This window comes from Enterococcus sp. M-BR2 (assembly GCF_056612775.1).
In genome coordinates this window covers 139,715-161,979 of the sequence record NZ_CM152743.1, presented here as the reverse complement: position 1 = coordinate 161,979, position 22,265 = coordinate 139,715, and the positions used below count along the sequence as shown (strand labels likewise).

General features: G+C 37.2%; 20 protein-coding genes and 4 pseudogenes. 6 read left to right on the top strand and 18 right to left on the bottom strand.

Annotated elements, in window-relative coordinates; genetic code table 11:
- Positions 1-54: 54 nt before the first annotated feature.
- From AC1F25_RS00755 to AC1F25_RS00740, 4 genes are all read right to left on the bottom strand, one after another.
- Positions 55-2,148 (bottom strand): LTA synthase family protein, encoded by a 2,094-nt coding sequence (locus tag AC1F25_RS00755; RefSeq protein WP_479994169.1) that lies wholly within the window; start codon positions 2,146-2,148, stop codon positions 55-57.
- Positions 2,149-2,546: 398 nt separating this feature from the next.
- Entirely contained in the window at positions 2,547-3,170 is a 624-nt protein-coding gene (locus AC1F25_RS00750) for a hypothetical protein (RefSeq protein ID WP_309416811.1), read from the bottom strand.
- Positions 3,171-3,325: 155 nt separating this feature from the next.
- A complete protein-coding gene (locus tag AC1F25_RS00745) occupies positions 3,326-4,723 on the bottom strand; it encodes a glycoside hydrolase family 1 protein (RefSeq protein WP_081186002.1) in 1,398 nt (465 codons plus the stop codon).
- A gap of 18 nt (positions 4,724-4,741) precedes the next feature.
- Complete coding sequence (locus AC1F25_RS00740; protein WP_073490683.1) at positions 4,742-5,713, bottom strand: LacI family DNA-binding transcriptional regulator; 972 nt, start codon at positions 5,711-5,713, stop codon at positions 4,742-4,744.
- A gap of 373 nt (positions 5,714-6,086) precedes the next feature.
- Here AC1F25_RS00740 and AC1F25_RS00735 point away from each other — a divergent pair, with 373 nt between their 5' ends.
- On the top strand, positions 6,087-6,512 hold the full coding sequence (locus AC1F25_RS00735; RefSeq protein ID WP_002299985.1) for a hypothetical protein: 426 nt from the start codon (positions 6,087-6,089) through the stop codon (positions 6,510-6,512).
- An 85-nt stretch (positions 6,513-6,597) separates the two neighbouring features.
- On the top strand, positions 6,598-6,771 hold the full coding sequence (locus AC1F25_RS00730; RefSeq protein ID WP_002293603.1) for a hypothetical protein: 174 nt from the start codon (positions 6,598-6,600) through the stop codon (positions 6,769-6,771).
- Positions 6,772-6,999: 228 nt separating this feature from the next.
- Here AC1F25_RS00730 and AC1F25_RS00725 read toward each other — a convergent pair whose 3' ends face one another.
- Genes AC1F25_RS00725 through AC1F25_RS00715 form a run of 3 tightly spaced genes read right to left on the bottom strand, consistent with a single transcriptional unit; the run spans position 7,000 to position 8,732 of the window.
- The gene (locus tag AC1F25_RS00725) at positions 7,000-7,701 is read right to left on the bottom strand and encodes a deoxynucleoside kinase (protein ID WP_010724400.1); all 702 of its coding nucleotides are present in this window, start codon (positions 7,699-7,701) and stop codon (positions 7,000-7,002) included.
- Between the two features lie 15 nt (positions 7,702-7,716).
- Complete coding sequence (locus tag AC1F25_RS00720; protein ID WP_086306976.1) at positions 7,717-8,157, bottom strand: nucleoside 2-deoxyribosyltransferase; 441 nt, start codon at positions 8,155-8,157, stop codon at positions 7,717-7,719.
- Positions 8,157-8,732 (bottom strand): LOG family protein, encoded by a 576-nt coding sequence (locus AC1F25_RS00715; protein ID WP_002293608.1) that lies wholly within the window; start codon positions 8,730-8,732, stop codon positions 8,157-8,159. The genes AC1F25_RS00720 and AC1F25_RS00715 overlap by 1 nt, the downstream gene beginning before the upstream one ends.
- 240 nt (positions 8,733-8,972) lie before the next feature.
- Here AC1F25_RS00715 and AC1F25_RS00710 point away from each other — a divergent pair, with 240 nt between their 5' ends.
- Complete coding sequence (locus AC1F25_RS00710) at positions 8,973-9,182, top strand: phenylalanyl-tRNA synthetase subunit beta (RefSeq protein WP_002296192.1); 210 nt, start codon at positions 8,973-8,975, stop codon at positions 9,180-9,182.
- 397 nt (positions 9,183-9,579) lie between these two features.
- Here the strand turns inward: AC1F25_RS00710 and AC1F25_RS00705 are convergent.
- The 4 genes and pseudogenes from AC1F25_RS00705 to AC1F25_RS00690 all read right to left on the bottom strand — a co-directional run.
- Positions 9,580-10,056, bottom strand: a pseudogene (locus AC1F25_RS00705) (PTS fructose transporter subunit IIC); the annotation flags it as partial.
- 161 nt (positions 10,057-10,217) lie between these two features.
- Positions 10,218-10,919: a GntR family transcriptional regulator gene (locus AC1F25_RS00700; RefSeq protein ID WP_002293839.1), complete on the bottom strand. Its 702-nt coding sequence runs from the start codon at positions 10,917-10,919 to the stop codon at positions 10,218-10,220.
- A gap of 107 nt (positions 10,920-11,026) precedes the next feature.
- On the bottom strand, positions 11,027-12,469 hold the full coding sequence (locus AC1F25_RS00695; RefSeq protein WP_252707060.1) for a glycoside hydrolase family 1 protein: 1,443 nt from the start codon (positions 12,467-12,469) through the stop codon (positions 11,027-11,029).
- A gap of 13 nt (positions 12,470-12,482) precedes the next feature.
- Positions 12,483-14,348 (bottom strand): beta-glucoside-specific PTS transporter subunit IIABC, encoded by a 1,866-nt coding sequence (locus tag AC1F25_RS00690; RefSeq protein ID WP_119364833.1) that lies wholly within the window; start codon positions 14,346-14,348, stop codon positions 12,483-12,485.
- Positions 14,349-14,474: 126 nt separating this feature from the next.
- Between AC1F25_RS00690 and AC1F25_RS00685 the strand changes: the two genes are divergently transcribed.
- Positions 14,475-15,374 (top strand): IS30 family transposase, encoded by a 900-nt coding sequence (locus AC1F25_RS00685; protein WP_479994168.1) that lies wholly within the window; start codon positions 14,475-14,477, stop codon positions 15,372-15,374.
- Positions 15,375-15,439: 65 nt separating this feature from the next.
- Positions 15,440-16,399, top strand: a complete 960-nt coding sequence (locus AC1F25_RS00680) for an IS30-like element IS6770 family transposase (RefSeq protein ID WP_479994167.1) — start codon at positions 15,440-15,442, stop codon at positions 16,397-16,399.
- A 163-nt stretch (positions 16,400-16,562) separates the two neighbouring features.
- Here AC1F25_RS00680 and AC1F25_RS00675 read toward each other — a convergent pair whose 3' ends face one another.
- The 4 genes and pseudogenes from AC1F25_RS00675 to AC1F25_RS00660 form a co-directional block, all read right to left on the bottom strand.
- Positions 16,563-17,276, bottom strand: coding sequence for a class A sortase (locus tag AC1F25_RS00675; protein ID WP_002317959.1), 714 nt, complete (start codon positions 17,274-17,276; stop codon positions 16,563-16,565).
- A gap of 67 nt (positions 17,277-17,343) precedes the next feature.
- Positions 17,344-17,670: a nucleotide pyrophosphohydrolase gene (locus AC1F25_RS00670; protein ID WP_123830725.1), complete on the bottom strand. Its 327-nt coding sequence runs from the start codon at positions 17,668-17,670 to the stop codon at positions 17,344-17,346.
- 121 nt (positions 17,671-17,791) lie between these two features.
- Positions 17,792-18,046, bottom strand: a pseudogene (locus AC1F25_RS00665) (winged helix-turn-helix transcriptional regulator); the annotation flags it as partial.
- A gap of 354 nt (positions 18,047-18,400) precedes the next feature.
- Positions 18,401-19,593 (bottom strand): annotated as a pseudogene (locus tag AC1F25_RS00660) (ATP-binding protein).
- 60 nt (positions 19,594-19,653) lie between these two features.
- On the opposite strand from AC1F25_RS00660, the gene AC1F25_RS00655 reads away from it, so the two are divergent.
- Positions 19,654-20,394 carry a LytR/AlgR family response regulator transcription factor gene (locus AC1F25_RS00655; protein WP_119364830.1) on the top strand — a complete coding sequence of 247 codons (741 nt, stop codon included), beginning with the start codon at positions 19,654-19,656 and terminating at the stop codon, positions 20,392-20,394.
- A gap of 85 nt (positions 20,395-20,479) precedes the next feature.
- Here the strand turns inward: AC1F25_RS00655 and AC1F25_RS00650 are convergent, their stop codons facing one another.
- The 3 genes and pseudogenes from AC1F25_RS00650 to AC1F25_RS00640 form a co-directional block, all read right to left on the bottom strand.
- Positions 20,480-21,238: a WxL domain-containing protein gene (locus AC1F25_RS00650; RefSeq protein ID WP_002376226.1), complete on the bottom strand. Its 759-nt coding sequence runs from the start codon at positions 21,236-21,238 to the stop codon at positions 20,480-20,482.
- Positions 21,235-21,738 carry a DUF3324 domain-containing protein gene (locus tag AC1F25_RS00645; protein ID WP_479994334.1) on the bottom strand — a complete coding sequence of 168 codons (504 nt, stop codon included), beginning with the start codon at positions 21,736-21,738 and terminating at the stop codon, positions 21,235-21,237. Before AC1F25_RS00645 ends, AC1F25_RS00650 begins: the two co-directional genes overlap by 4 nt.
- A pseudogene (locus AC1F25_RS00640) lies at positions 21,721-22,263 on the bottom strand (DUF916 domain-containing protein); the annotation flags it as partial. The pseudogene AC1F25_RS00640 and the gene AC1F25_RS00645, both read right to left, overlap by 18 nt.
- Positions 22,264-22,265 lie beyond the last annotated feature (2 nt).

Sequence of the window (22,265 nt, the reverse complement as noted above, 5' to 3'; positions counted from 1 at the left end):
ACCAACCTTCAAGCATTAGAATGTTGTCTAACTACTGAAGGTTGGTTTGATTGTTTATTGATTATTTTTTTGCTGTTCAACGTCTGTTCTTGTTACTGGATATAAGTTGGTTGTTGTTTTATTGCCATTTTTTGAAAAGACACTTGTCGAATGTTCTCCTTTTTGCTTTTCGATGGCTATGTTACGTTCTGCTTCATTTTTATAGTCATATTTTTTCGGATCGATCGTTTCAAATCCGTTTGGCACATAAAAACGCAAGAGATTTTCTTGATTCAGCTTATCTGAAAGACTTAAAGCAGACTTGACTTTTTCCTGATCTTTGGAAATTTCCTCGTCGATTCCTGCTGCTTTCGTATCGATGATTTCTCCTGTCTGATTATTGTAAGCTCTTCCTCCTAAGACGGTATATTTGGGTGTCACGAAGTTCCCATTTCGAAAAGCAACTACTTGATCGTGCTGAGAAGATAATAAGTCTGTACCAAAATGAAGATAATCTTTATCATCGATTCCCAATAGATGTAGTAATGTCGGCAAAACATCGATTTCTCCACCGTATTCATGATTGACTGTCCCTTTAGTGTAACCAGGCAAATGGATCATCAATGGCACTCGTTGCATCTGTGCGTTGTCAAATTCATCCCATGTATCTGGATCTTTACCAAGAGCACTTGCTAAATCTTTATTATCTGTATTCGAGATCCCAAAATGATCTCCGTAAATCACAAAGATTGAATTTTGGTAAATACCAGATTTTTTCAAATACGTAAAAAATTGTTCCAATGATTGATCCAGATAATGGGTCGTTCGAACATAATTATCTACTGTGCTATTGCCAGTATTCAAAGATGGAAAGTCGAAATTCTTGTCATCCGTATAATAAGGCGTGTGGTTGGTTACGGAAAGAAATTTCGTGTAAAACGGCTGTTGTAGATGTTCAAGATATTGGGCAGATTCTCTGAATAAATCTTTATCTAATATCCCATAACCTAACGTTTCGTCGGATTCATCAAAATAAGATCGATCAAAGAAATTGTCATACCCTAAATTTTTATATACATGATCTCTATTCCAGAAACTAGCTACATTCCCATGGAAAACAGCACTTGTATAGCCTTCTGTTTGTCCAAGGATCGCTGGTGCTGCTTGAAAGACATTATCTGACCCAAGTTCTGTGAATAATGAGCCTTGAGGTAAACCAAATGTGCCAGTTTCCAACATGTTTTCAGCATCACTTGTCTTTCCCTGTCCTACTTCATGAAAGAAATTGTCAAAGCTAATCGTTGCTTGATTCTGGAAAATACTATTTAAAAACGGCGTGACTTCTTGTCCGTCTACCTTCATATTGATCAAAAACTGTTGAAAACTTTCTAAATGAAGGACAATCACATTTTTTCCTTTAGCGAGCCCAAATGTTTCAGGATTTGGCTCTGCATAATGTTTCTTTGTATAGTCTAAAACTTCATCAATTCCATTACTGCTTGCATGCGCGCGAACACTGCTAGTCATTCCTGTTTTGATCCCGTCATAAATAGTGTACGCATCGATTCCTAGATATTTGACAATATAGGAACGGTCAAATGTCCGCTGCAGTAATTGTGGACGGTTGGCTTCGCTCAACGCTAGATTTCCTGAAAAAATCAATCCTGAAAGACAGGTAACCGCGATAGCCATCGGTTTGCTGACAGGGTTGCTTTTGATAGGTATTTTCTTGACCTTCAACCAAACCAGTAGCCCAATGAACACAGCGATATCCAACCAGTAGATGACATCATGGGGTTTCATCAAAGAAAAGGAGCTTCCTGACAACCCTTGCGACACTTTCGAAAAGCCTAATACAGATTTGACTGTAATGAAATCTGTGAATTCTCGATAAAAAATAATATTCAAGTACAACAAAAGCGTATTTAAAATATCAATGATCAAAAGAATGGCTAACGCTGGCTTTGGCTTTTTAATATACAAAGAAAGGCCAAAAAACAATAAGGTTGTTGCAATCGGGTTGATCCACAAGATAAAGTACTGGATCGTACCTTCCACACCTAATGAAAAATCTGCATAGTAAGCAGTGATCGTCTTCAGCCAAAAAAAGAAAACAGCTGTCAAAACGATTGCTAAACGATTTTGGCACAATTTTTTAAGTTGTGTCACGTATATCACTTCTCTCTATTCACATTTTTTCTTATTTTGCTCCTGAAAAATGAAAATTTCCTAAAAAAATTGTTATCTTAAGATTTTTTTATTCTTTCTAAAGATTATTCCGTCCATTTTTCACAGCATAAAACCGCTGTGATGTAAGCGATTAAACGAATGAAGAGATAAAAGTCTTGTGGTGACCGCTTCACTCTGCGGTATTCAAAAGTAGTTTCTCGGTATTCGTACAAAAAAAGAGGCTGAGACAAAATTCTTGTCGCAGCTCCTTATTTCTTGATGCAGGACAGCTTTTTCACAACCTCTCCACTAAACGGTGTTCAAAAACTTGAGAAGCACTTTTCGTAAATTTCTTCTTATTTCTTGAAGCTGACCACTTCTGTCACAACCTCTGTTTTTCATTGTCCATAGGTTTGATATTGTCCTTCTGATGACTCATTCGTAATGATTGAGGCTTGATTTTCTTCATTTCCCGTTATCGTTTGTCCACTGCCAGAATCTGAAGGGCTTGGTTCTGTCGACTCGTTTTTTTGAGAAGAAGCAGTTGTTTTCTTGACTTGTTCATTGGTTTTTTTCCATTCCGCTAGTCGATCGGCCACCACTTTTTTGTCCACTTTTTCAGAATAAGCTGTGACCACTTTTCCATTTTTCAAACGAGCTACCTTGTCGCCATCATGAGTCAAAAGCAAAACGGCCAAATGTTTGTCTTTGAATTGATATTGTCTGAGAGAAATCGCACTAAGTACGTCATCGATATTGATAAATTGATTTTCTTCTTTTCCTTTTGGCAAATAGATGTCCAATTCACCTTTTTCGTAATTGGCAGTTAATTTATATTCCTTCCACCAATAAGTTGAGAATTCTTTTTTGAAATTATCTACTGATTCTTTGCTTGCTACGATTTTTTCTGTTTCTTTCTGAGCAAGATCTGCTGTCATTTTTCCTGAAAATGCTGCGGATAAAATAAGCAGTAAGAAAAAACCGAATAACCAAAAGAGAAGAAACGGTCTTTTTTTCCTCATGCCTTCCTCCACTCCTATTTAATTTTGACTATTCTATTATATACAAAAAATGAAATAGAAAGACAAAAAAGTTGAAAAAGATCGTAAATAATTGAACTTCTTTTTCCTGAAGCGGTAAGAACGGGAATTTTCATACATTCTCTCTTGGCTATTCTTTAAGCTTCAAATCCATTTCTGTCTGATACATCTTTGAACCAATGACCCGATTTCTTAATCGTTCTTTTTCCATCTTGTGCTAAATCTACTGAAATAAAACCGTAACGATTCTTATAGGCATTGGTCCACGACCAGTTATCCATGCATGTCCACATATGATAACCTAAACAATTGGCACCTTCTTGAATGGCTTGATGGACATATTTCAGATGAGATTGAACAAATTCGATCCGATAATCATCGTGGATCATACCATCTTCCTTGATAAATCGTGCTTCATTTTCTACACCCATGCCGTTTTCAGAAATAAAACAGTCGATATTCCCATAATGATCTCGTACATTGATCAAAATATCATAGATTCCTTTTTCATAGATCTCCCATCCGCGATAAGGATTCATTTTACGACCAGGCATTTCATAATTGTCGAAGTAATCCTCAGGCATAGGACCGTTTTTAGTATCGATTGGTGTTTCTTTTGCTTTTATTCGGCGTGGCTGGTAATAATTAATTCCCAAAAGATCTACTGTGTTTTCTTTAATGATCGCCAAATCATCTGGATGGATCTCCGGCATTAGATCGAGTTCTTTTATTCTCTCGATCAATTCACTTGGAAACTCGCCTTTTACAGCTGGATCAAGGAATGAACGATTGAAGAACGCATCTGCTATTCGTGCTGCTTTAACATCTTCGGGATTTGATTCGTCTCTTGGATAACTCGGTGTCAAATTCAAGATGATTCCGATGACACCGCTTTGGTCCATTTCATGGTAAGCTTTGATGGCTAATGCTGAAGCCAACGCTTCATGATAACCAACTTGGATTGCTTTTTTCATATCTGATTCTTCCGGATAATGCCATCGATACAAATAGCCTGCCTCGACTGGAACGATTGGTTCATTATGGGTAAACCATTTTTTTACTTTCGAGCCAAACAACTGAAAACAACTTTTTGCGTATTTTTCATAGGCTTCAACCGTTTCTCGGTTCAACCATCCGCCTTTTTCTTGCAGATACATCGGCATATCGAAATGATACAGATTAACAAAGGGTTCGATACCGTTTTCAATCAACTCATCAAAATAGCGATGATAGAAACGAGCGGCTTCTTCGTTGATTGTTCCAGATTCATCAGGTATCAAACGGCTCCATTGGATAGAGGTTCGAAATGAATTATGCCCAGTCTGTTTCATCAACTGTACATCCTCTTGATACTTCGTATAAACTTGCGAGGTTTTTTCAGGTCCTACTTGGTCAAAGAACTTTTGCGGTTCGTTTTTGTACCAATAATCAAAAATGTTCTCTCCTTTTCCATCGCCTGAAATTCTTCCTTCTGTTTGTGGACCACTTGCTGCAGAGCCCCACCAAAAATTTTCTGGAAATTGATATCTTTTCATCAAAGCACCTCTTTTTTTTTAGTTGATTCCATGTATGATATTTTCCATCACAATCACTTTTTCATTTTCTTCCTCTTCTTTTTTGATTCGTTTCAACAGCTGCTCTGCTGCTCGTTCCCCGATTTTATCTGTTGGTGGCGTGATCGTGATTTTCGGAAGGATACTCAGATCGTTTTTATCTAAATAATCATAGTGACTGAACGCAATATCCTTCCCGATTCTGACACCTTCTTGATTGAAACATTCGATGGCACCAATCGACATATTGTAATTGCTGACAAAAATAGCAGTTGCCCCTTTTTCTAATAATGCTTTTGCCCCGTAATAGCCGCTTTTTCTAGAATAGTCTCCTGTAAAGATCTCTAAATGGATAGACGGATCCTTTTGTACCGCTTCTTTGGCTCCAACTAAACGTTCTCTTGCTACGTAATCTGTTTGAGCGGCAGCAATAAATCCTATTGTTTTATGTCCTTGTCTGCCATGATGAGCAATCACTTTTGCTACACTTTCTCGATCATTCACTACTATTGTATCAATACCTGCTGGCGCATCCGGACAATTCAGTGCGACAACTGGGATACTCATTTTTGTCAGCATTTCAAATCCAGACCACTCTTCTTCTGATAAGAAGACGATCAACCCATCGATTGCATGCTTCATCAGGTATTCGATTTTTTGATCGATTTTTTCTGGCTGATCGGCAAACCCGCTTAATAATAAGCTATACCCATTTTCTTCAGCTACTCTTTCGATCCCTGAAACAACCTCCGAACCAAAACGGCTAGATATCCCGTTTATCAAAAGTCCAATAGAGAAACTTCGATTATTCTTCAGCCCTTTAGCAATGATGTTTTCTTTATAGTCCAACGCTGAAATCGCTTCTGCTATTTTTTCCATATTTTTTTTCTTCAGCTGCTGACCGTTTAAATAGCGGGAAACTGTTCCCACTGAAACACCAGCCATCTTAGCCACGTCACGGATCGATGCCATACATTTTCACTCCTGCCAGTTACATTTGATTTCTTTTTCTTGTTGTTCGACCATGATGACCGCTTTCTTTGCATAATGCCGCTTGTCATTAATATCCATATAACTAAAGTCTTCAGTAGAGCAACTTCCTCTCACTATTAATTATACTTAAACAAGTATTTGAACCGGTTCATTTTTAATATAGCATTTTTTTAAAAGATTGCAACACTTTTCTAAAACGCTTTCCGAAAATGGCGAATTTTTTGCCTTTTTAAAATTTTATTCTAAAATTTACTCTATTTGTGGGTGTTTTGTGCGTTTTTCTCTTCCATCCGTTTGAAGTTTTACTTTCCAATGGTATAATTTCTTTATCCTATCAAATGGGGGAAGTATTTTGAAGAAATTAATCGTACTATTTATTTTGTCTGCGGGACTTTTGACATTGACTGGCTGTAATTTGTTTGGCGGCTCTGACCAATCCTCGGATGAAACAACCGATTCTTCTGTCTTAAAAGCGGAAAAAGCAGATATCACTAACAGTGTATATACGCTAAAAGTACGTAAAGATATGGATTTATCCGCGGGACAGTTGACATTTACAGATAAAAAAATGGAATGGACACGCACGTATCAGACACAAGAAACTGATTCTTCTGAATCATCTGAAGAAAAAACAGTGCTGACAGACATCAAGATTACTACCAAAGATGACGAATATATTATTTCAGGAAAAGAAAATAAAAAAGAAGCAACCATCACATTTACCAAAATCGGTAATTACCGTTTGAAGGATGAGGATGGCAACATCTACAGTCTATAGTGCCGTCTGTTGGATCTTCTTTTGTTTCTCCCCTTCTTTTCTGCTATAGTAAAGAAGCAAAATGATTGTAAAGGAGACGAAATGGATGATCGATAGTCCTGATTATTGTACATGTAATAACAACAAAAATATCCATACAGAATTTAATGACCAAGGAAGCTTGAGCATATGCGACAACTGTCACAAACTAGTCAAAGATTCATTTAAAACATTTGAATCTTATCCTGTTCAAAATTATGTAAAAAGTAGAAGAAGATAAACAAATCCAAGCAAAACTCACTATGGCTGATTTTTATGAACTTCAAACTCAGCTTCTTCCTTTGATCAAGCTTCATCAGTAAAACAAACAGTGGATCATTTCAGTTTACAAATCAAAGAGTAAAGATTTATTTATTTCAAATATTTGAATATAAAATAACCAAACGATAGAAAGGCTTATTCTACATCACGTAGTAATTTTTCTTTCCCGTCGTTTGGTTTTTTATTTTTAGCCTAATTCTTGACCTTTTGCATGCTGGTTATCCGTAAAATATTTTCCAGCAGGCTTTCCTTCCAATTCAGCTAATTTTTCTTGGATCTGACGGATCACCTTTTTTGCATCTTCTGGATTTTCTACAAAATCGAATTTATCCCCATCCACTTGTATTTTAGGACATACATCAAAATCTTCATACCATTGATTATAGCGGGTGTTCAACGTTTCATAATAGGTATATAACGTCTCATCGCTTTCTAGCTGTTCATAGTCACGCCCACGTTTTTTGATACGTTCTAGCATCGTGTCCAAAGAAACTTTGATATGGACCATCAAATCAGGCCGTTTTTTTGGAGCAACATCATCTAACTCGTTTAGCATCGTATCTAATAAGCTATCGTACTGCTGTACTTCGATATCCGTTACCCGACCTAAATCAGCGTTTAGATGGAACAACAGGCTATCTTCATAGATGGATCGGTCTAGCACATTGTCATCGTTCACTAAAGCATTTTTCATTGCTAAAAATCGCTTGTTCAAAAAGAAGATTTGCAATAAAAAAGCGTACTGCTCAGGATTTGAATAAAAGAGCGGCAATACTTCGTTATCTTCGACATTTTCATAAAATGGTTTAGAATCAATCTCTTTTGCAAGCATATTCGTCAAACTGCTCTTACCTGCACCAATCGTTCCTGAAATCAAGATCACTGACATACAACCCTTCCTCTTCTATAAGTACTCGCCTACGTAAGTTTCAACAGGCAATGTTTCAAAATCATATTCACGTACAGCTTGGTCTGATTTTAAATACGTATGGAGACTTTGTGTAATCATCAAGTTCGTAGGTACCGTCTCTTCTTGTACAATGATCATCGGTTTTTTCAACATAGTTGCCACACCTAATTCGTAAGCCGTTCCTGGATCGATTGTTTGATACTCAAAGTCAAGGATAGCAACAACAAATTCTGCATTTGTCAGTTCTTCCATATCTTTTTCGTATACTTCCTGCGCCCATCCAGCGCTGAATAGTTCATAATTGCTTTCTTGGTGATGACGTGGAGAGTAGAAACTTGTGACTGTTTTGTTTTCCTCCAACGCTTTTTCGATACGACTTACTCGATCGATTTGCTCCTCTGAAAAAAATGGTCCTGCTAAATATATTTGACTCATTATTTTGCCTCCTTCAATAATAACTGATTTTTAATAGATACTGCTCGTAATTCATTGACCAGTTCCAATGGATTGTTGGAAAAGATTACTTGATCCAACCATTTTTTATCCATAAAATCCTCTTTTGCAAAAGTTTCTAATAATTGTTGCAAGCCGCTGTAATAACCGCCAATATTCAATATTCCGATTGGCTTGTCAGGCGTCAGACCGATTGCTATCCAAGAAAGAAGTTGTGAGAATTCCTCCAATGTACCTAGACCTCCAGGGAAAACGAGGACAGCATCTCCCTTTTCAAATAATAATACCTTTCTTTCATCGATCGTTTCTGTAGGAATAAATGTAGTAACATCTTTTCCAGGCAATTCAGTTTCAAAAAGCCCATTTGGATAGATACCTGTGACTTTTCCGTTATTTTCCAGTACTGTTTTACTAATCACTCCCATAATCCCGGAGTATGAACCACCGTAAACCAGTTCGATTTCTTCTTGTGCCATGTATTTTCCTAACGTTTGCGCAATAAATTTGTAACTTTCTTTATTACCAAAACGGGAACCGCAAAAAACAGTAAGTTTCATAAAAAAACACTCCCTAACTCAAAAGTCTATCTTCATTCTACACGTGTTTTTTTAAAATAAAAGACTAGATTTTGTAGTTTTTTAGTGGTATATAGGATAGACACCACTATATATAGTATTTAGAAAAAAATCATTTTTCAGCTATTTTATAGATAAAACAAAAATAAATAACGTGTTTTCATCGATATGAAATGACTTACTTATAGAAGATACTGGGATTTCGTCCTATATGCCAATAACGTGTATTATTTTAAACAACAAATACTTGTTTCTTTTATTAACGAAAAAATCATTTTGTTTTCGTGTTATGTTTCACTGATAAATGATGTTTCTCTAAATAAAAAAGCCGACGAACTAAACGATCAAAATTTGATCATTTTTGTTCATCAGCTTCTCCTAAAAATCTTTTTGTTAACGATAAATAGCTGGATTTGTAAAAATATCACTTGAATCGTCACTGCTGGAAGAAAATTCAGTGATAACCGCACCTGTTGCGCCTGCCTGGAACTAGTGTTTGATATTGGGCTCGAACGTGTACTGATCTCTAGCATTAAGAATAATTTCTTTTTTTACTGTATAATAACTTTCTTTCCTTTTTGGAATAGTACAGGAAAGTTTTTTTGTTTCCTTTCCTTCGACATAAGGTATACCAGACCTTTTCGACAACGAAAGGTTCTCATTTTTCCTTCATCGTCATTTCAAGGAGGGTGCCGATGCTCTGGACAGTTTCGATCGCTCCTAAACCAAAATCTGTATATTCGATTCTTTCTAACTCTGATTCTTTCATACCATTCCTGCCTCAAGGTACATCTATTGTACTTTTTTCTTGTAATCCATTCTGCCTCTCCTAACTAATTGTCAAATCATCCCAAGGTATGTCTTCTTCCTCTTTTTCTTCTTGGATGATTTCTGCATTCGGATCTACTGGTTTTTTCAATAATAAAATGGTTATTCCTGTGACAAAAGAACCAGCTAACAATGCACCAATGAATGCCCATGGTCTGGTCATCGTAGCGACTGCAAACATTCCCGATGCCGGAATACGGCTATCTGCGCCCCAAAACATGCTTAATCCGCCACCTACTGCCCCACCGACTCCCGTTGCTATGACATTGCGTGCCAAGTCGTTCAATACGATAGGGAAACATCCCTCTGTGATCTGACAGATCCCCATAGGAAAAGCAGTCTTCAATGTATCGATTTCTTGACGATTGAATATATTTTTACGAATGATTTTCCCTAAGAAATAAGCGATCGTCAAGCCGAATGGGGTTACCATCGAAGCTAAAATCAATACAGTGATTGGTTCATAGATTCCTTCTGAAAATCGTACCACACCCCCTTATCCAGAATAAATGGTAATCCAGAAACAGCCGTGTATCTGCGGTAATAAGCCTAACCAAACGAAAAATATGAGAAGCTATTTTTGTTTGGCTGTTCTTATTACTTGATGCAGGGCAGCTTTTTCACAACCTCTTTTTTTATTTATGTTTCATAATCAATATGGTAAGGATGCAGCTCCGTATGGTAGACCGCCTCCGAATATTCAATCATTTCCCCAATTTGCGTAGACGATTTCCGTATCCGTTTGATGCCGATCTGTGCGTCTGTTTTCAGAATTCCTTGTTCTTCTTCTGTTAAAAATACTGCCGAGAAATCATCAGAAAATGAGTCAATAGTATATCCTTTTTTCGTCAGCAAACGATACAAAGATTCTTTGCCAAATTCTTCTCTGCTGAATTGCATCATTTCTTGTGGAAGATAATGAACAAAATAAATATAAGGCTGATTGTTCAAATAATATAAGCGCTTAAAACAAACAGCTTGCTCACCGAAAAAGGAAAACAAAGGATCTTCCTTCTTTATATGGACCAATTGCAAATCCAGCGTTTCTTTCCGGACTTCATATCGGGAGTTCTCCAAGATTTGCGTAAAGCTTGCCGCTTTGGATAATCGATTGTAAGGACGATTGCTTAGAACCGTCGTCCCACGACCACTTTTCTTTGCGACATATTCATCTGATGCCAGCAGTTCGATTGCCTTTCGGACAGTGATTTTGCTGACTTGAAACAGTTCTTCTAATTCACTTTCTGTCGGCAACATCGAACCGACTGGATATTTTCCTGAGAAAATATCTTCTTTAATTTTATCTGCGACTTCCAAGTATAGTACACGTGTCCTTTTCATAACGTCACCCTTTGCTTTACTATTACTAAAAGAATAGCACATAAAAAATAAAAAAAGAACACAAATCACATGTGAGAAGTGTGTTCTTTTTCATTCAGCTGCTTTAATTACAAGTTTACGCCATTTGAGGCAATTACTTCTTTATACCAATCAAAAGATTTTTTCTTTGATCGATTCAGTGTCCCATTTCCTTCATCGTCTAGATCCACATAGATAAAGCCGTAACGTTTACTCATTTCTCCTGTTGATGCACTGACAAGATCGATACATCCCCAAGGCGTATAGCCCATCAAATCTACACCGTCTGCTACTGCATTAGCCATCGCTTCGATATGACGACGTAAATAATCGATCCGATAATCATCAATAATCGTGCCATCCTCTTCCATATGATCAATGGCTCCAAGACCGTTTTCAACAATAAATAATGGTTTCTGGTAACGATTGTATAATTCATTCAATGCGATTCTCAGCCTTTCTGGATCGATCTGCCAGCCCCATTCACTTGCCTCAAGAAACGGATTTTTTACTCCTCCCAGCAAGTTCCCTTCTGAAGTTGCTGCTTGTGGATCAGTCTCATTGATTGCCGTAGACATATAATAACTAAATCCGATGTAGTCCACTGGATATTCTTTTAGCAACTGGAAGTCTTTTTCCGTTTGCTCTAATTTTTCCGGATCGACTCCATATTTTTTATGGGTACGCGCTGTGTATGCAGGGTATTCTCCACGTACTTGGACATCCGTGCAGAAAAAATTGAATTCTTGGTTTTGGATCATTGTTGCTGCCTGATTGACTGGATTGGCATCGATGCTGTAAGTTGTTGCATAGATAATCATGCAGCCGATTTGGATATCCGAACGCAATTCGTGGCCGATTTTTACGGCTTTGCTACTTGCAACGAATTGATTATGCCATGCTTGGAAAATATTTTGGTACTCTCCTGCTCCATTGCTTTTTACTAATCCTTGACTTAAAGCTGGAAAGTGAAAGGCCGAATTGATTTCATTGAAAGTCATCCAATATTTGACTTTACTGCTGTATCTCTCTAATACTGTCTGAGCAAATCGTTCATAGAAGTCGATCAGTTTTCGATTTTTCCAGCCACCGTATTCTTTTGCCAAATGAAGAGGCATTTCGTAATGAGAAATCGTGATCACAGGTTCAATATCATATTTTAAGCACTTATCAATCAGCTGATCATAAAATTCTAGTCCCGCTTCGTTAGGAGTACCTTCGTCTCCATTTGGAAAAATTCGTGTCCAGGCAATCGAAAAACGATAACATTTGAATCCCATTTCCGCAAACAAGGCAAGATCTTCTTTGAAACGATCGTAATGATCGATTCCTCGATGATTCGGGTAAATATATTTTTCTTGATCAATCGTCCAGTCAAATTCTTCACTGCCGATAATCGCAAAGCGCTGCTTACCTCCAGGCATAGCATCTGCAACGGATAGCCCTTTTCCGTCTCGATCATAAGCCCCTTCTAATTGATTGGCAGCAGTTGCTCCACCCCATAAAAATTTTTCTGAAAAACGTGATTGCATCCTGATTTCCTCCTTATTTTACAATTGCCAGAACATCTTCGTTTGCAATAATCTCTTTTTGGTCTAATTCAAGTATATCGGCAAATGCATCAGTATTCGTAATGACAACTGGAGTGATTACGCTATAGCCAGCTGCTCTAATTGCTTCGATGTCAAAACGAATCAATAAATCTCCTGCTTTGACGAGATCCCCTTGTTTGACTAAGATCTCAAAGCCATTCCCATTTAATTCTACTGTATCCATCCCGATATGAATCAAAATCTCCGCTCCGTCAGTCGTTGTGATCCCTACAGCATGTCCAGTTGGAAAAATAGTCGTGATCTCTCCGTCTGCCGGGGCAACTAGTTCTCCTACTTCTGGATCAATAGCGATACCTTTTCCCATCACGCCAGAAGAAAAAACTTGGTCTGGTACTTCACTCAATGGCAGTACTTTACCCGTTAAAGGACTTTTTAAGGTATGCCGTGCTGAAGTAATCGGTTCTCCTGCATTCGCATGTTTGTTTTCTAATTGATTGTCTTGTGTTTGTTCGTCAAATCCTAAAATCAATGTACCTACGAATGCAAGAACAAAAGCAATTCCTGTAGCTATTACTGCTACTGTCACATTTGACTCTACACCATCCACCGTACTAATGAAAGTCGGAATCGTCAATAAGCTGACCAAACTGCTGGAGAAAGCTTTTACTCCGGAAAATCCGATAATAGCTCCACCAATACCTCCAGAAATACAAGCGGCAATGAATGGTTTCTTCAAAGGTAATGTCACACCATACACAGTTGGTTCAGTGATTCCAAATAACGAAGTCACTGTAGAAGAAATCCCTAATGCTCGAAGTTTCGTATCTTTTGTTCGCAATGCTACAGCTAAAGCAGCCCCACCTTGTGCCAAGATGGCTGGAAGAAGCATTGGCATCAATACATCAAACCCATATTGTTCGATATTCAAAAACATGATCGGTACGAATCCCCAATGCATGCCGAACATCACGAATACTTGCCATAAACTTCCCATGATTAGACCTGCTACGATTGGACTAAATCCATAAATCGAGTTGAAGAGACCGCCTAAAACATTACCGGCAACCGTCCCGATTGGTCCTAAAGCAAGAAATGTTAATGGAACCATCACTATTAAAACGACAAGCGGAACTAAAATCATTTGCAGAAATTGCGGAATCACTTTTTTTACGAATGGCTCTAATTTACTTTGAACCCATACGGCTAGAATGATTGGTATGACAGAAGAAGTATAACCAGATGGTGAAAGAATCACTGGGATCCCAAAGAAACTGATAGCTTCTCCCGCACCAGCAACTGCTGTGATAGCTGGATACACAAGTGCCATAGCAATTGCTACTGCTAAAAACTGGTTGGCTTTGAACTTTTTAGCTGCTGTAAAAGCAAGCATGACAGGTAAGAAGGTAAAGACACCATCTGCTGCAGCAAACAATATTTGATAAGTACCGCTATCAGCTGTCAGCCAGCCCATCACCGTTGCCAATGACAAGAATCCTTTCAATACCCCGGCGGCTGCCATCGCCCCTAGAAAAGGTGTAAATATACTAGAAATGATATCAATTAGACGATTCAAAATATTTTTGGACTCTTCTTTTCCATCCTCCGAAACTGCAAGACCTTCCTCATCCACGATCGATTGATAAACATCTGCTACATTACTGCCAATCACTACTTGATACTGACCGCCACTTTGTACGACTTGGATCACGTCCGGGTCTTCTTTTAACTTTTGCGTATCTGCTAAAGATTCATCTTTTAATCTGAATCGCAACCGCGTAGCACAATGTACTAAACTTTTGACATTCTTTTGTCCTCCTACCGCTTCCCATACACGACGACCAACTGCTTGATTATCCATTGTTTTTTCCTTCTTTCTTTTTTATTTAAAAAACGCCGATTGTAAAATTAAGCTAGACAACTAAAAAAGTCATTTGTGCTACACTCAAAATAGTTCCGACCAAAGAATTATAAGGAGTGAGTACAAATGACCTATACCCATCTTACAACGGATGAACTTGTAATAATAGAGTCTTATTTCAAAATTAATCAATCTGTTGCTAAAACTGCCCATTGCTTGAATCGTTCAAGACAAACGATCCATAAAGTATATCTGTTCTTCAAGCAAGGAAAATCAGCCTTAGAATATTATCAACAGTATAAGAAAAACAAATCAAACTGTGGTAGACGTCCGCTTGTTTTACCCGAGGAACAATCAGAATATATTCAAAGAAAGGTTGTTCAAGGATGGACACCCGATGTGATTGTTGGTCGTGCAGCGTTTCCTATTAGTTGTTCTGCTCGTACCATTTATCGTATGTTCAAAAAGGGGCTATTTGATTCTTCTGACTTACCGATGAAAGGCAAGCGTAAACCGAATGGACATCAAGAAAGACGTGGAAAACAAACTTTCCGCCGCTCTATTCATGAACGTGAAAAGGATTATAGCCAATTCTCAAATGAGTTTGGTCACCTTGAAGGTGACACTATCGTAGGTCTGAAACATAAAAGTGCTGTAATTACCTTAGTTGAACGATTATCAAAAGTTATCATCACATTGAAACCGTGTGGTAGACAAGCGATTGATATTGAAAAAAAATTAAATCAATGGTTTGAATCTGTACCGAAAAACCTATTCAAATCCATCACTTTTGATTGTGGAAAGGAATTTTCAAATTGGAAACAGATCAGTAATGTCAATGATATTGCCATTTATTTCGCTGATCCAGGAACGCCGTCTCAAAGAGGCCTAAACGAGAATTCTAACGGATTGTTACGTAGAGATGGTTTATTGAAATCTATGGATTTCAATTCAGTAGATGAATTTTTTATTCAATCTGTCGCATCTAAACGAAACGCGAATTGTAAAATTAAGTTAGAAAAATAAAAAGGCATTTATGGTACACTCAAATTGTATTTCCGACGAAAGAAAACAAAGGAGTGTAACCATAAATGACCTACAAACATCTTACCATAGACGAACTGACAATGATAGAATCATATTATCTTCAACATAATAGGCCGGTTGAAATCGCTAACCGAATGGGACGTGCTATACAAACTATTTATAATGTAGTCAATAAGTTCAAGCAAGGTAAGACTGCTCTTGATTATTGGCACCAGTATAAAGAAAATAAGAAAAAATGTGGTAGAAAAGTCATTCAATTACCTGCTCATGAAGTAGATTACATTAAAGAGAAAGTCACTCTTGGTTGGACGCCTGACGTCATTATCGGGCGAAAAGAAAGGCCTGTTTCATGCGGTATGAGAACACTTTATCGTTTATTTTCTAAAGGAATATTTGATATTGACACACTACCGATGAAAGGTAAAAGAAAACCCAATGGCCATCAGGAAAAACGGGGAAAACAACAGTATCAGCGCTCAATCCATGATCGACCTGATAATTATCCTGATTTCAATTCTGAGTTTGGTCACCTTGAAGGTGATGCGATCGTTGGCATTCATCATAAAAGTGCCGTCATTACTTTAGTTGAAAGATTATCTAAAGTCATTATCACGATTAAACCCAACGGCCGTAAGGCATTAGATATTGAAACTGCCCTTAATCAATGGTTTTCTCGCTTCCCTAAAAACTTCTTTAAATCTATTACGTTTGACTGTGGAAAAGAATTTTCTAACTGGAAAGCCATTAGTAACCAACATGATATTGATATATATTTTGCGGACCCTGGAACACCTTCTCAACGCCCATTAAACGAAAATTCTAACGGGATTCTGCGTCGTAATGGACTGCCGAAATCAATGGATTTTAGAGAAGTGAATCAGACATTTATTTCCAGTGTCAGCAATCAACGTAATCATATTCCAAGAAAATCATTGAATTACAGAACACCAATCGAAATATTTTTGAGCTATGTACAAGAAGCATTTTATTCTAGCTTAATTTGACAAATCATAAAAATAAAAAAACTGGAACACAAGTCTATCTAGAAAACAACCAAATCAGAGATGCACCTTTTTGCGTTCCTCTTTTTTTCAGCAAATTGGTTTTTCCTTATCGATTCATATCCTTTGGCTGTTTTTGATCTGTAACGACTTATGTCCCAGTATCCTAAAATGTTTTTGTCTCTAGATTGAAAGCAGTTCTCATATCATCTGTCGCATCTTTTATCGGTGTAACACTTTCCAGTTCGCCTTGTACAACTAGTCGCGTGACTGCATCCATGTCGCCACAAGTAATTAGTGTGACGATTTCTTTTCCCTCGACTTCATTCAGTAATTGGGTATCTGTAGGAGCAACTTTTTCTTTAAAAAATGTTTTGTATGTATACACATTTTCTAAATCTGTCAAATAGATCTTGGCACCCATCTCTAAATTTTCCAGCGGTGTAAACAACAATTCAGGGTTCGTTGCACGATGGCTTGCTAAGGCATAATTTCCTTTTCCCATTTCTTGATCTGGAGATAATGTTCCTGCTCCGTAAAGTAGTGACGTATTATCCAAGCCTTTGAAAATCGGTAAATTGATTGAAACTGAAGGGACTGCGATACTAGCAATCACTGGTAGATCTGTTCCTCTCATCTGCGACCTCATGACCCCTTCTGTCGTCATTGGTTCTACCGCATCAAAGTCAAAACTGACATCTTTATCGTTATTCTTTTTCAGATCTTCTTTTGTTACATTCGCTATAGCATATTTATCTCCTGTCTCTCTGACAAGATAATCCTTGATCTGTTCATTGAAAATCAAAGCTAGTCCTACTAATAACAAGAGGAACAAGAGGATATTGACTAGCCATCTTTTTGCTTTTCCTTTTTTTTTCATTTTCTCTCCCTCCAGACTCATTTTACTGTTTTTCTTTTGCTCTTTCCAACAGCCGAATGACACATTTCTACAACTCTGTGTATTTTTTTCGTACACCTGCGCTTTTTTCTACAGGATATTTCAAATTATTTTTGATCAATTTTTCTTCAATGATCTCATCTAGATCCAGCTGAAGGTTGTCTGCCATCATGTATGAATAGATCAATACATCCGCCAGTTCTTCTTTGATTCGTCCTAATTGTGTTTCTTTTACTTCTTCCGGCGTTTTCCATTGAAAAAGTTCTAACAATTCAGATGCTTCCAAAGAAATAGAAATAGCCAAATCTTTTTCGTTATGAAATTGTCGCCAATTACGTTCATCTCTAAACTGGTTGACTTTTTCCATGCTATTCATTTGCTTGCCTTCTTCCAATCATTTCTTACTTGATTTATCATACCATTTTTTTACATAAAAAATAGATGATGCTTTTAAAAAAACTCATGTTTTCTTTTATTTAAAATAAATGTCATAGAAATCAGTAATTTAGGTAGCCACCATGTGTATGCAGTAATGTGACTTCTTCCCCTGAGGCTTTTTGTTTTTCGATACGTTCTTCTCCCCAAACAGACATCGCTACTAGAATCTCTCTTAATGATTTTCCTTCTTCGGTGAGCGAGTACTCTACTTTAGGCGGGACTTGGTTATAGACTTTTCGATGGACAATGCCATCTTGTTCTAACTCTCTTAACTGCTGGGTCAGCATTTTTTGTGTGATCGTAGGGATTTTCTTGCTTCTCCACGCCTAAAATAAGCGATATTGCTCTTCCCTTTATCTGGTGTAAGCAAAGCAGTTAGCATTTTGACGATCGTGGGTTCCGCTTTTCACTTCTTATCTACTTAGTATCACGAAGTATACTTTCGTACTAATACTAAGTAGCGGAAGTGTCAACTACTTTATTTAACTACATAGCAAAAGAAACAGAAGGGTGACAACGGTCATCACGCTTCTGTTTCTTTTGAATATGCTGTGTTGTTGTCTCTATCTCCGTGTAGACTTTCCTCAAGCTTATCCTTTGACAGTAATTCAGTAGGCTGATTTGCTCTTTCTAGATGCCAGATACATTTCTACAAAGAAACAGTGATTCTACTTTGAAAAATCGATTTTTAGTTCTGCATTTTCGTAAACATCCAGCATTTTTTTCGCACTGTATAGACCTAACCTGCCATTTTTTTTAGAGGTTTTTCCTCTTTTGACCATCTCCGATAGCGTCAAATTCGTTGGATTTGCCTTGTTCGCTATACTAAAACGTGATCCCTCATTTTCTTCCAGCAGATTGATCGTAATCGGACTCTGATCGGCTACACGATGATCGAATGCGTTAGAAATAAAAATAGATAAACAGCGAATAAAAACAACCAGATCAATCGGGATTGTTTTCACTTCGACAGGAATAACTACTTGGATCGGGATTTTCTCCGATTCTGCTTTTTCTAGAAATTTTAAAAAGACACCCCTGACAGCTGGGGATACAATATTTGTTAGCTGTTGTATTTGCGGTTTTTCAAAAATAGCTGCAGAATGATCTTCTAATATTTCTAAAAATTCCAACGTTTCTTTTTTATTTTCCTGAAGAGTAATTTTTAATGAAAACAGTAGACTTTTATAATCATGTTTGAATTCCTCTAGATGATGGTAATATTCTTCATTTATTTGATACAGTTGAAGCGATTCCTGATGTTGTCTTTCTTTTACTTGGAAACTGATCAACATAATGGAAAAAAACAAAGAAAAAAACTGATGACTATCGACAAAAGAGATAGAAGCAGATAATTAGATGAGCGGAAGTGAACACTTCCCAATACCAAGTAAATCACGCCCCAGCTTAATAAAATACAAATACCTCCAAAATAGTGTTCAGTTGGATAAGTAAAAAGCAAGTTGAGAAATCTCGTCTGTTTGTCTATACTTTTTACTAATAGATAGAAAATAAATGCGATAAGTAGTGCAAAAAAACTTGCTGTTCCAAGATGTCTCTTTCCTAAATAATCCATCAGATCAAAAACCAGAAAAAAGCTGAGTCCAGTGATAGCAAAAAAAAGATTACTGATCAAACAGCTGATAAACAGGTTTTTCGTAGTAAAATAAAAAAGAAACATCAATAATAAGCCAACTAGGTAAGGAAAGCTCACTTTAGGGATAGGAAGTAAAAGTGTCACCACCATCAAAGCTATACAACCAAAGCTGTTTTTTACTAGCAGTTGTTTCGAAAAGAATAAATAGATACCTAAATCTAAAATCAAAGTAAAGGTCAAATAAAGTGTCACTGTTGCGACCATCTTATTCCTCCATTGTTTTGTTTCAAAATGTACACATATTTTTTTAATAGGAGCCTGCATATGAAAAAGTATTTTATCATAGAAGATAACCAGTTTCACAGCGAATGGATCATCAAAGAATTGGTCAATCATCATATCGAGAATATCGTGCAGCTCACTTCTGTCTCTCAAATCAATCAGTTGATCCAGTTGGGCACTATTGATAATCACGATGTTTTCTTTATCGATATCGACTTGAAGCAATCACTCACAGGTATTGATGTCGCCGAACAAATACGTAAAAAAAATGCACATAGTAATATTGTTTTTTTCACCGCTTATACGAATTTTGCAGTAGAGATCATCAATCGGAAAATCCTTCCGATTGGATATATCAGAAAAGACAGGAATTTATCTGAACAAATTCGTCAAGTGCTAGAACAGATCAATTGGAAAGAACAGCAGATCGTAAATGTCGATAAAATCTTTATTGATCAAAAAGGTGGAAGTCTCGTCCTGTATCCTCGGGAAATTTTATATATTGAAAGTATCAAAGGTTTGAAAAACCAAGTTATGGTCAAAACAACTACAGAAGATAAATTAGTGAATACTTCTTTAAAACAATTGAAGACAGAGTTGGAAAAGTATGCTTACTTTTTACTATTAAAATCTTACTGTATCAACTTATCGCAATTGCAGAAAATTGATTCTGCTCATTATGTGTTAGAATTTTTCAATGGTGACTCCTTACTCGTTGGTCGAAAGATCTTTGAAAAGACAAAGGAACGTTTCAATGACTTCCAAAAAACTGCTTCGAGTTGATGAATAAGAGCTGAGACGTAAGCATAGCAGATTTCAGGGAGTAGGCCTTGAATCGGCTCCACTCCCTGAAGTCATTGATTTGATTTTACGCTTTCCCTTCTGTAGGAGCATCTGTTAACGACCATGTGAATGTTGAAACGTAGTTGTCTACGGCATAATTGGATACAGGAACAAATAATTCCACTGATTGTCTCCCTTGTTCCACATTCTCTCCTAATGAATAAATCCATGTGCCAATCCCTTCATTTGCTCCTGCAGTTACTAGATCTACTGCCTGATCTGCTGGGATCTCAATTCCTTCAGCGCCAGTACCAGAAATAGTAGATGGCGTTCCACTGCTATTAGTTGCGCTATTTCGAATCACGGCGTTTTTGAATTTCACCTTTGAACCAGTTAGTTTATTCGTATCAGATGTTGTACCAATAAATTCTGTTCGTTTGACTGATAGTTTCCAACCGGCATAATTTCCGCTTTTATCCGTTACTTGTACGAAATTCTGTACTTGTGTTGCTGTCCCTGTACTGTCCGTTCCGTTTTGTAATGCAGCATATACTGTTTTTGCTGTACCTAACTTGATTGTTCCAAAATCAAGATCTGGAGCTTGGTCAATCGTCAGTAATCCGGATGTTCCCTGATTTGGTTCGTCAGGTGTAAACGGCGTATCGGGATCATTTGGATCAACAGGAGGAACTGGAACAACGTCTTCAGGATTTGCGGCATCTGGTTTTGTTACAGAAATCGTTCCTTCTGTAGTGGCTGAGCACTTATTCTCAGCAAAAACACTTTGTGTACATAATAATAAACTTCCAGCTAGAACGGTACTTAATGCAATTGTTTTTTTCATTTCTTTTTCCTTCTTTCTTTTAAAATAAATAATCCAGCAAATAAGCCAATAAGAATGACTCCAACAAATATCAGCCATCGCCAGTCAAATGTTTCTGGCTGATTTTTTAAATCAATATCCTTTTCATTCAATTGGTCCGCTGCATCATCAGTTGTTTCAAAATCGGTATAGAGATTCCAGCGTTTTTCTTTCCAAGCACCCTTCACAACCGCTTGATAATGTCCCGGAGCTAATTTTTTTCCTTCTAATGGGACAAGTAAATCAAAATTTGTATTGGGTGCTACATTTATTTTTTCTTTTTTTATTGAAAGGTAAGGTTCTTTTGATTCTTTTTTGTAGATTTCAACCGATGTAGTCAAGCCGAACATATAAGAAGCATTTGGATTTTGAAAATTCACCTTAATCACATTTCTTCCATCGCTTTGATCCGCATAAGCTTTTTTTAATTTCAAATCTGGGGAAGACTCTTTTTCGCTATTTCGAATCAAGATTGCTTTCACTTGAGAAAACTGATTGACGACACTAACTGTGCTTTTGTTAGAAACGTTCTCTTTTTTTTCTTGAAACGTGATCCCTCCTGCGACCACACCAGCCAGCTCTTTTTCTGGCGCTTTCAGTGAAAGTGTCTCAGTGACCGCACTTTGAGGAGGAACAGTTATTTCTCCCACTGTTTTTGCTAAGTTTTTCATATCATAACTTAATGTTTCATCTAATTTACTTTTTGATTATCCATATTCGATCACACCGTTTGAATTCGTCGTAGCGGAGTGGATCAATGTCTCAACTATTACTGATTTATCTGTTCGGTTAAAGACCGTGTAGGGGATTTCCTGTGTTTTCCCAGGCTCCATCCTTACATTTATATATGTTTTGTTCTTATCAATCTGATTAGCCGGTAATTCAAAATCTACCGCAAAATTGAATTCGGAGGCATGGACAGGTATCTGCCAAAGGATGAATCCAAGGAGAAGGATCAGAAGTAAAGAGCAGTTGTTTCGATGACTTTTATTCCATATTCGATTCATCA

What these genes read in the sequence shown, in the direction of transcription:
- AC1F25_RS00740 (WP_073490683.1), bottom strand. Translation starts at nt 5,713, where the DNA reads ATGGCATCGATCCGTGACGTGGCTAAGATGGCTGGTGTTTCAGTGGGA.
- AC1F25_RS00745 (WP_081186002.1), bottom strand. Translation starts at nt 4,723, where the DNA reads ATGAAAAGATATCAATTTCCAGAAAATTTTTGGTGGGGCTCTGCAGCA.
- AC1F25_RS00725 (WP_010724400.1), bottom strand. Translation starts at nt 7,701, where the DNA reads ATGTCAGTGATCTTGATTTCAGGAACGATTGGTGCAGGTAAGAGCAGT.
- AC1F25_RS00715 (WP_002293608.1), bottom strand. Translation starts at nt 8,732, where the DNA reads ATGAAACTTACTGTTTTTTGCGGTTCCCGTTTTGGTAATAAAGAAAGT.
- AC1F25_RS00675 (WP_002317959.1), bottom strand. Translation starts at nt 17,276, where the DNA reads ATGAAAAAAAAAGGAAAAGCAAAAAGATGGCTAGTCAATATCCTCTTG.
- AC1F25_RS00720 (WP_086306976.1), bottom strand. Translation starts at nt 8,157, where the DNA reads ATGAGTCAAATATATTTAGCAGGACCATTTTTTTCAGAGGAGCAAATC.
- AC1F25_RS00680 (WP_479994167.1), top strand. Translation starts at nt 15,440, where the DNA reads ATGACCTACAAACATCTTACCATAGACGAACTGACAATGATAGAATCA.
- AC1F25_RS00690 (WP_119364833.1), bottom strand. Translation starts at nt 14,348, where the DNA reads ATGGATAATCAAGCAGTTGGTCGTCGTGTATGGGAAGCGGTAGGAGGA.
- AC1F25_RS00650 (WP_002376226.1), bottom strand. Translation starts at nt 21,238, where the DNA reads ATGAAAAAAACAATTGCATTAAGTACCGTTCTAGCTGGAAGTTTATTA.
- AC1F25_RS00685 (WP_479994168.1), top strand. Translation starts at nt 14,475, where the DNA reads ATGACCTATACCCATCTTACAACGGATGAACTTGTAATAATAGAGTCT.
- AC1F25_RS00695 (WP_252707060.1), bottom strand. Translation starts at nt 12,469, where the DNA reads ATGCAATCACGTTTTTCAGAAAAATTTTTATGGGGTGGAGCAACTGCT.
- AC1F25_RS00750 (WP_309416811.1), bottom strand. Translation starts at nt 3,170, where the DNA reads ATGAGGAAAAAAAGACCGTTTCTTCTCTTTTGGTTATTCGGTTTTTTC.
- AC1F25_RS00670 (WP_123830725.1), bottom strand. Translation starts at nt 17,670, where the DNA reads ATGAATAGCATGGAAAAAGTCAACCAGTTTAGAGATGAACGTAATTGG.
- AC1F25_RS00700 (WP_002293839.1), bottom strand. Translation starts at nt 10,919, where the DNA reads ATGAAAAGGACACGTGTACTATACTTGGAAGTCGCAGATAAAATTAAA.
- AC1F25_RS00730 (WP_002293603.1), top strand. Translation starts at nt 6,598, where the DNA reads ATGATCGATAGTCCTGATTATTGTACATGTAATAACAACAAAAATATC.
- AC1F25_RS00655 (WP_119364830.1), top strand. Translation starts at nt 19,654, where the DNA reads ATGAAAAAGTATTTTATCATAGAAGATAACCAGTTTCACAGCGAATGG.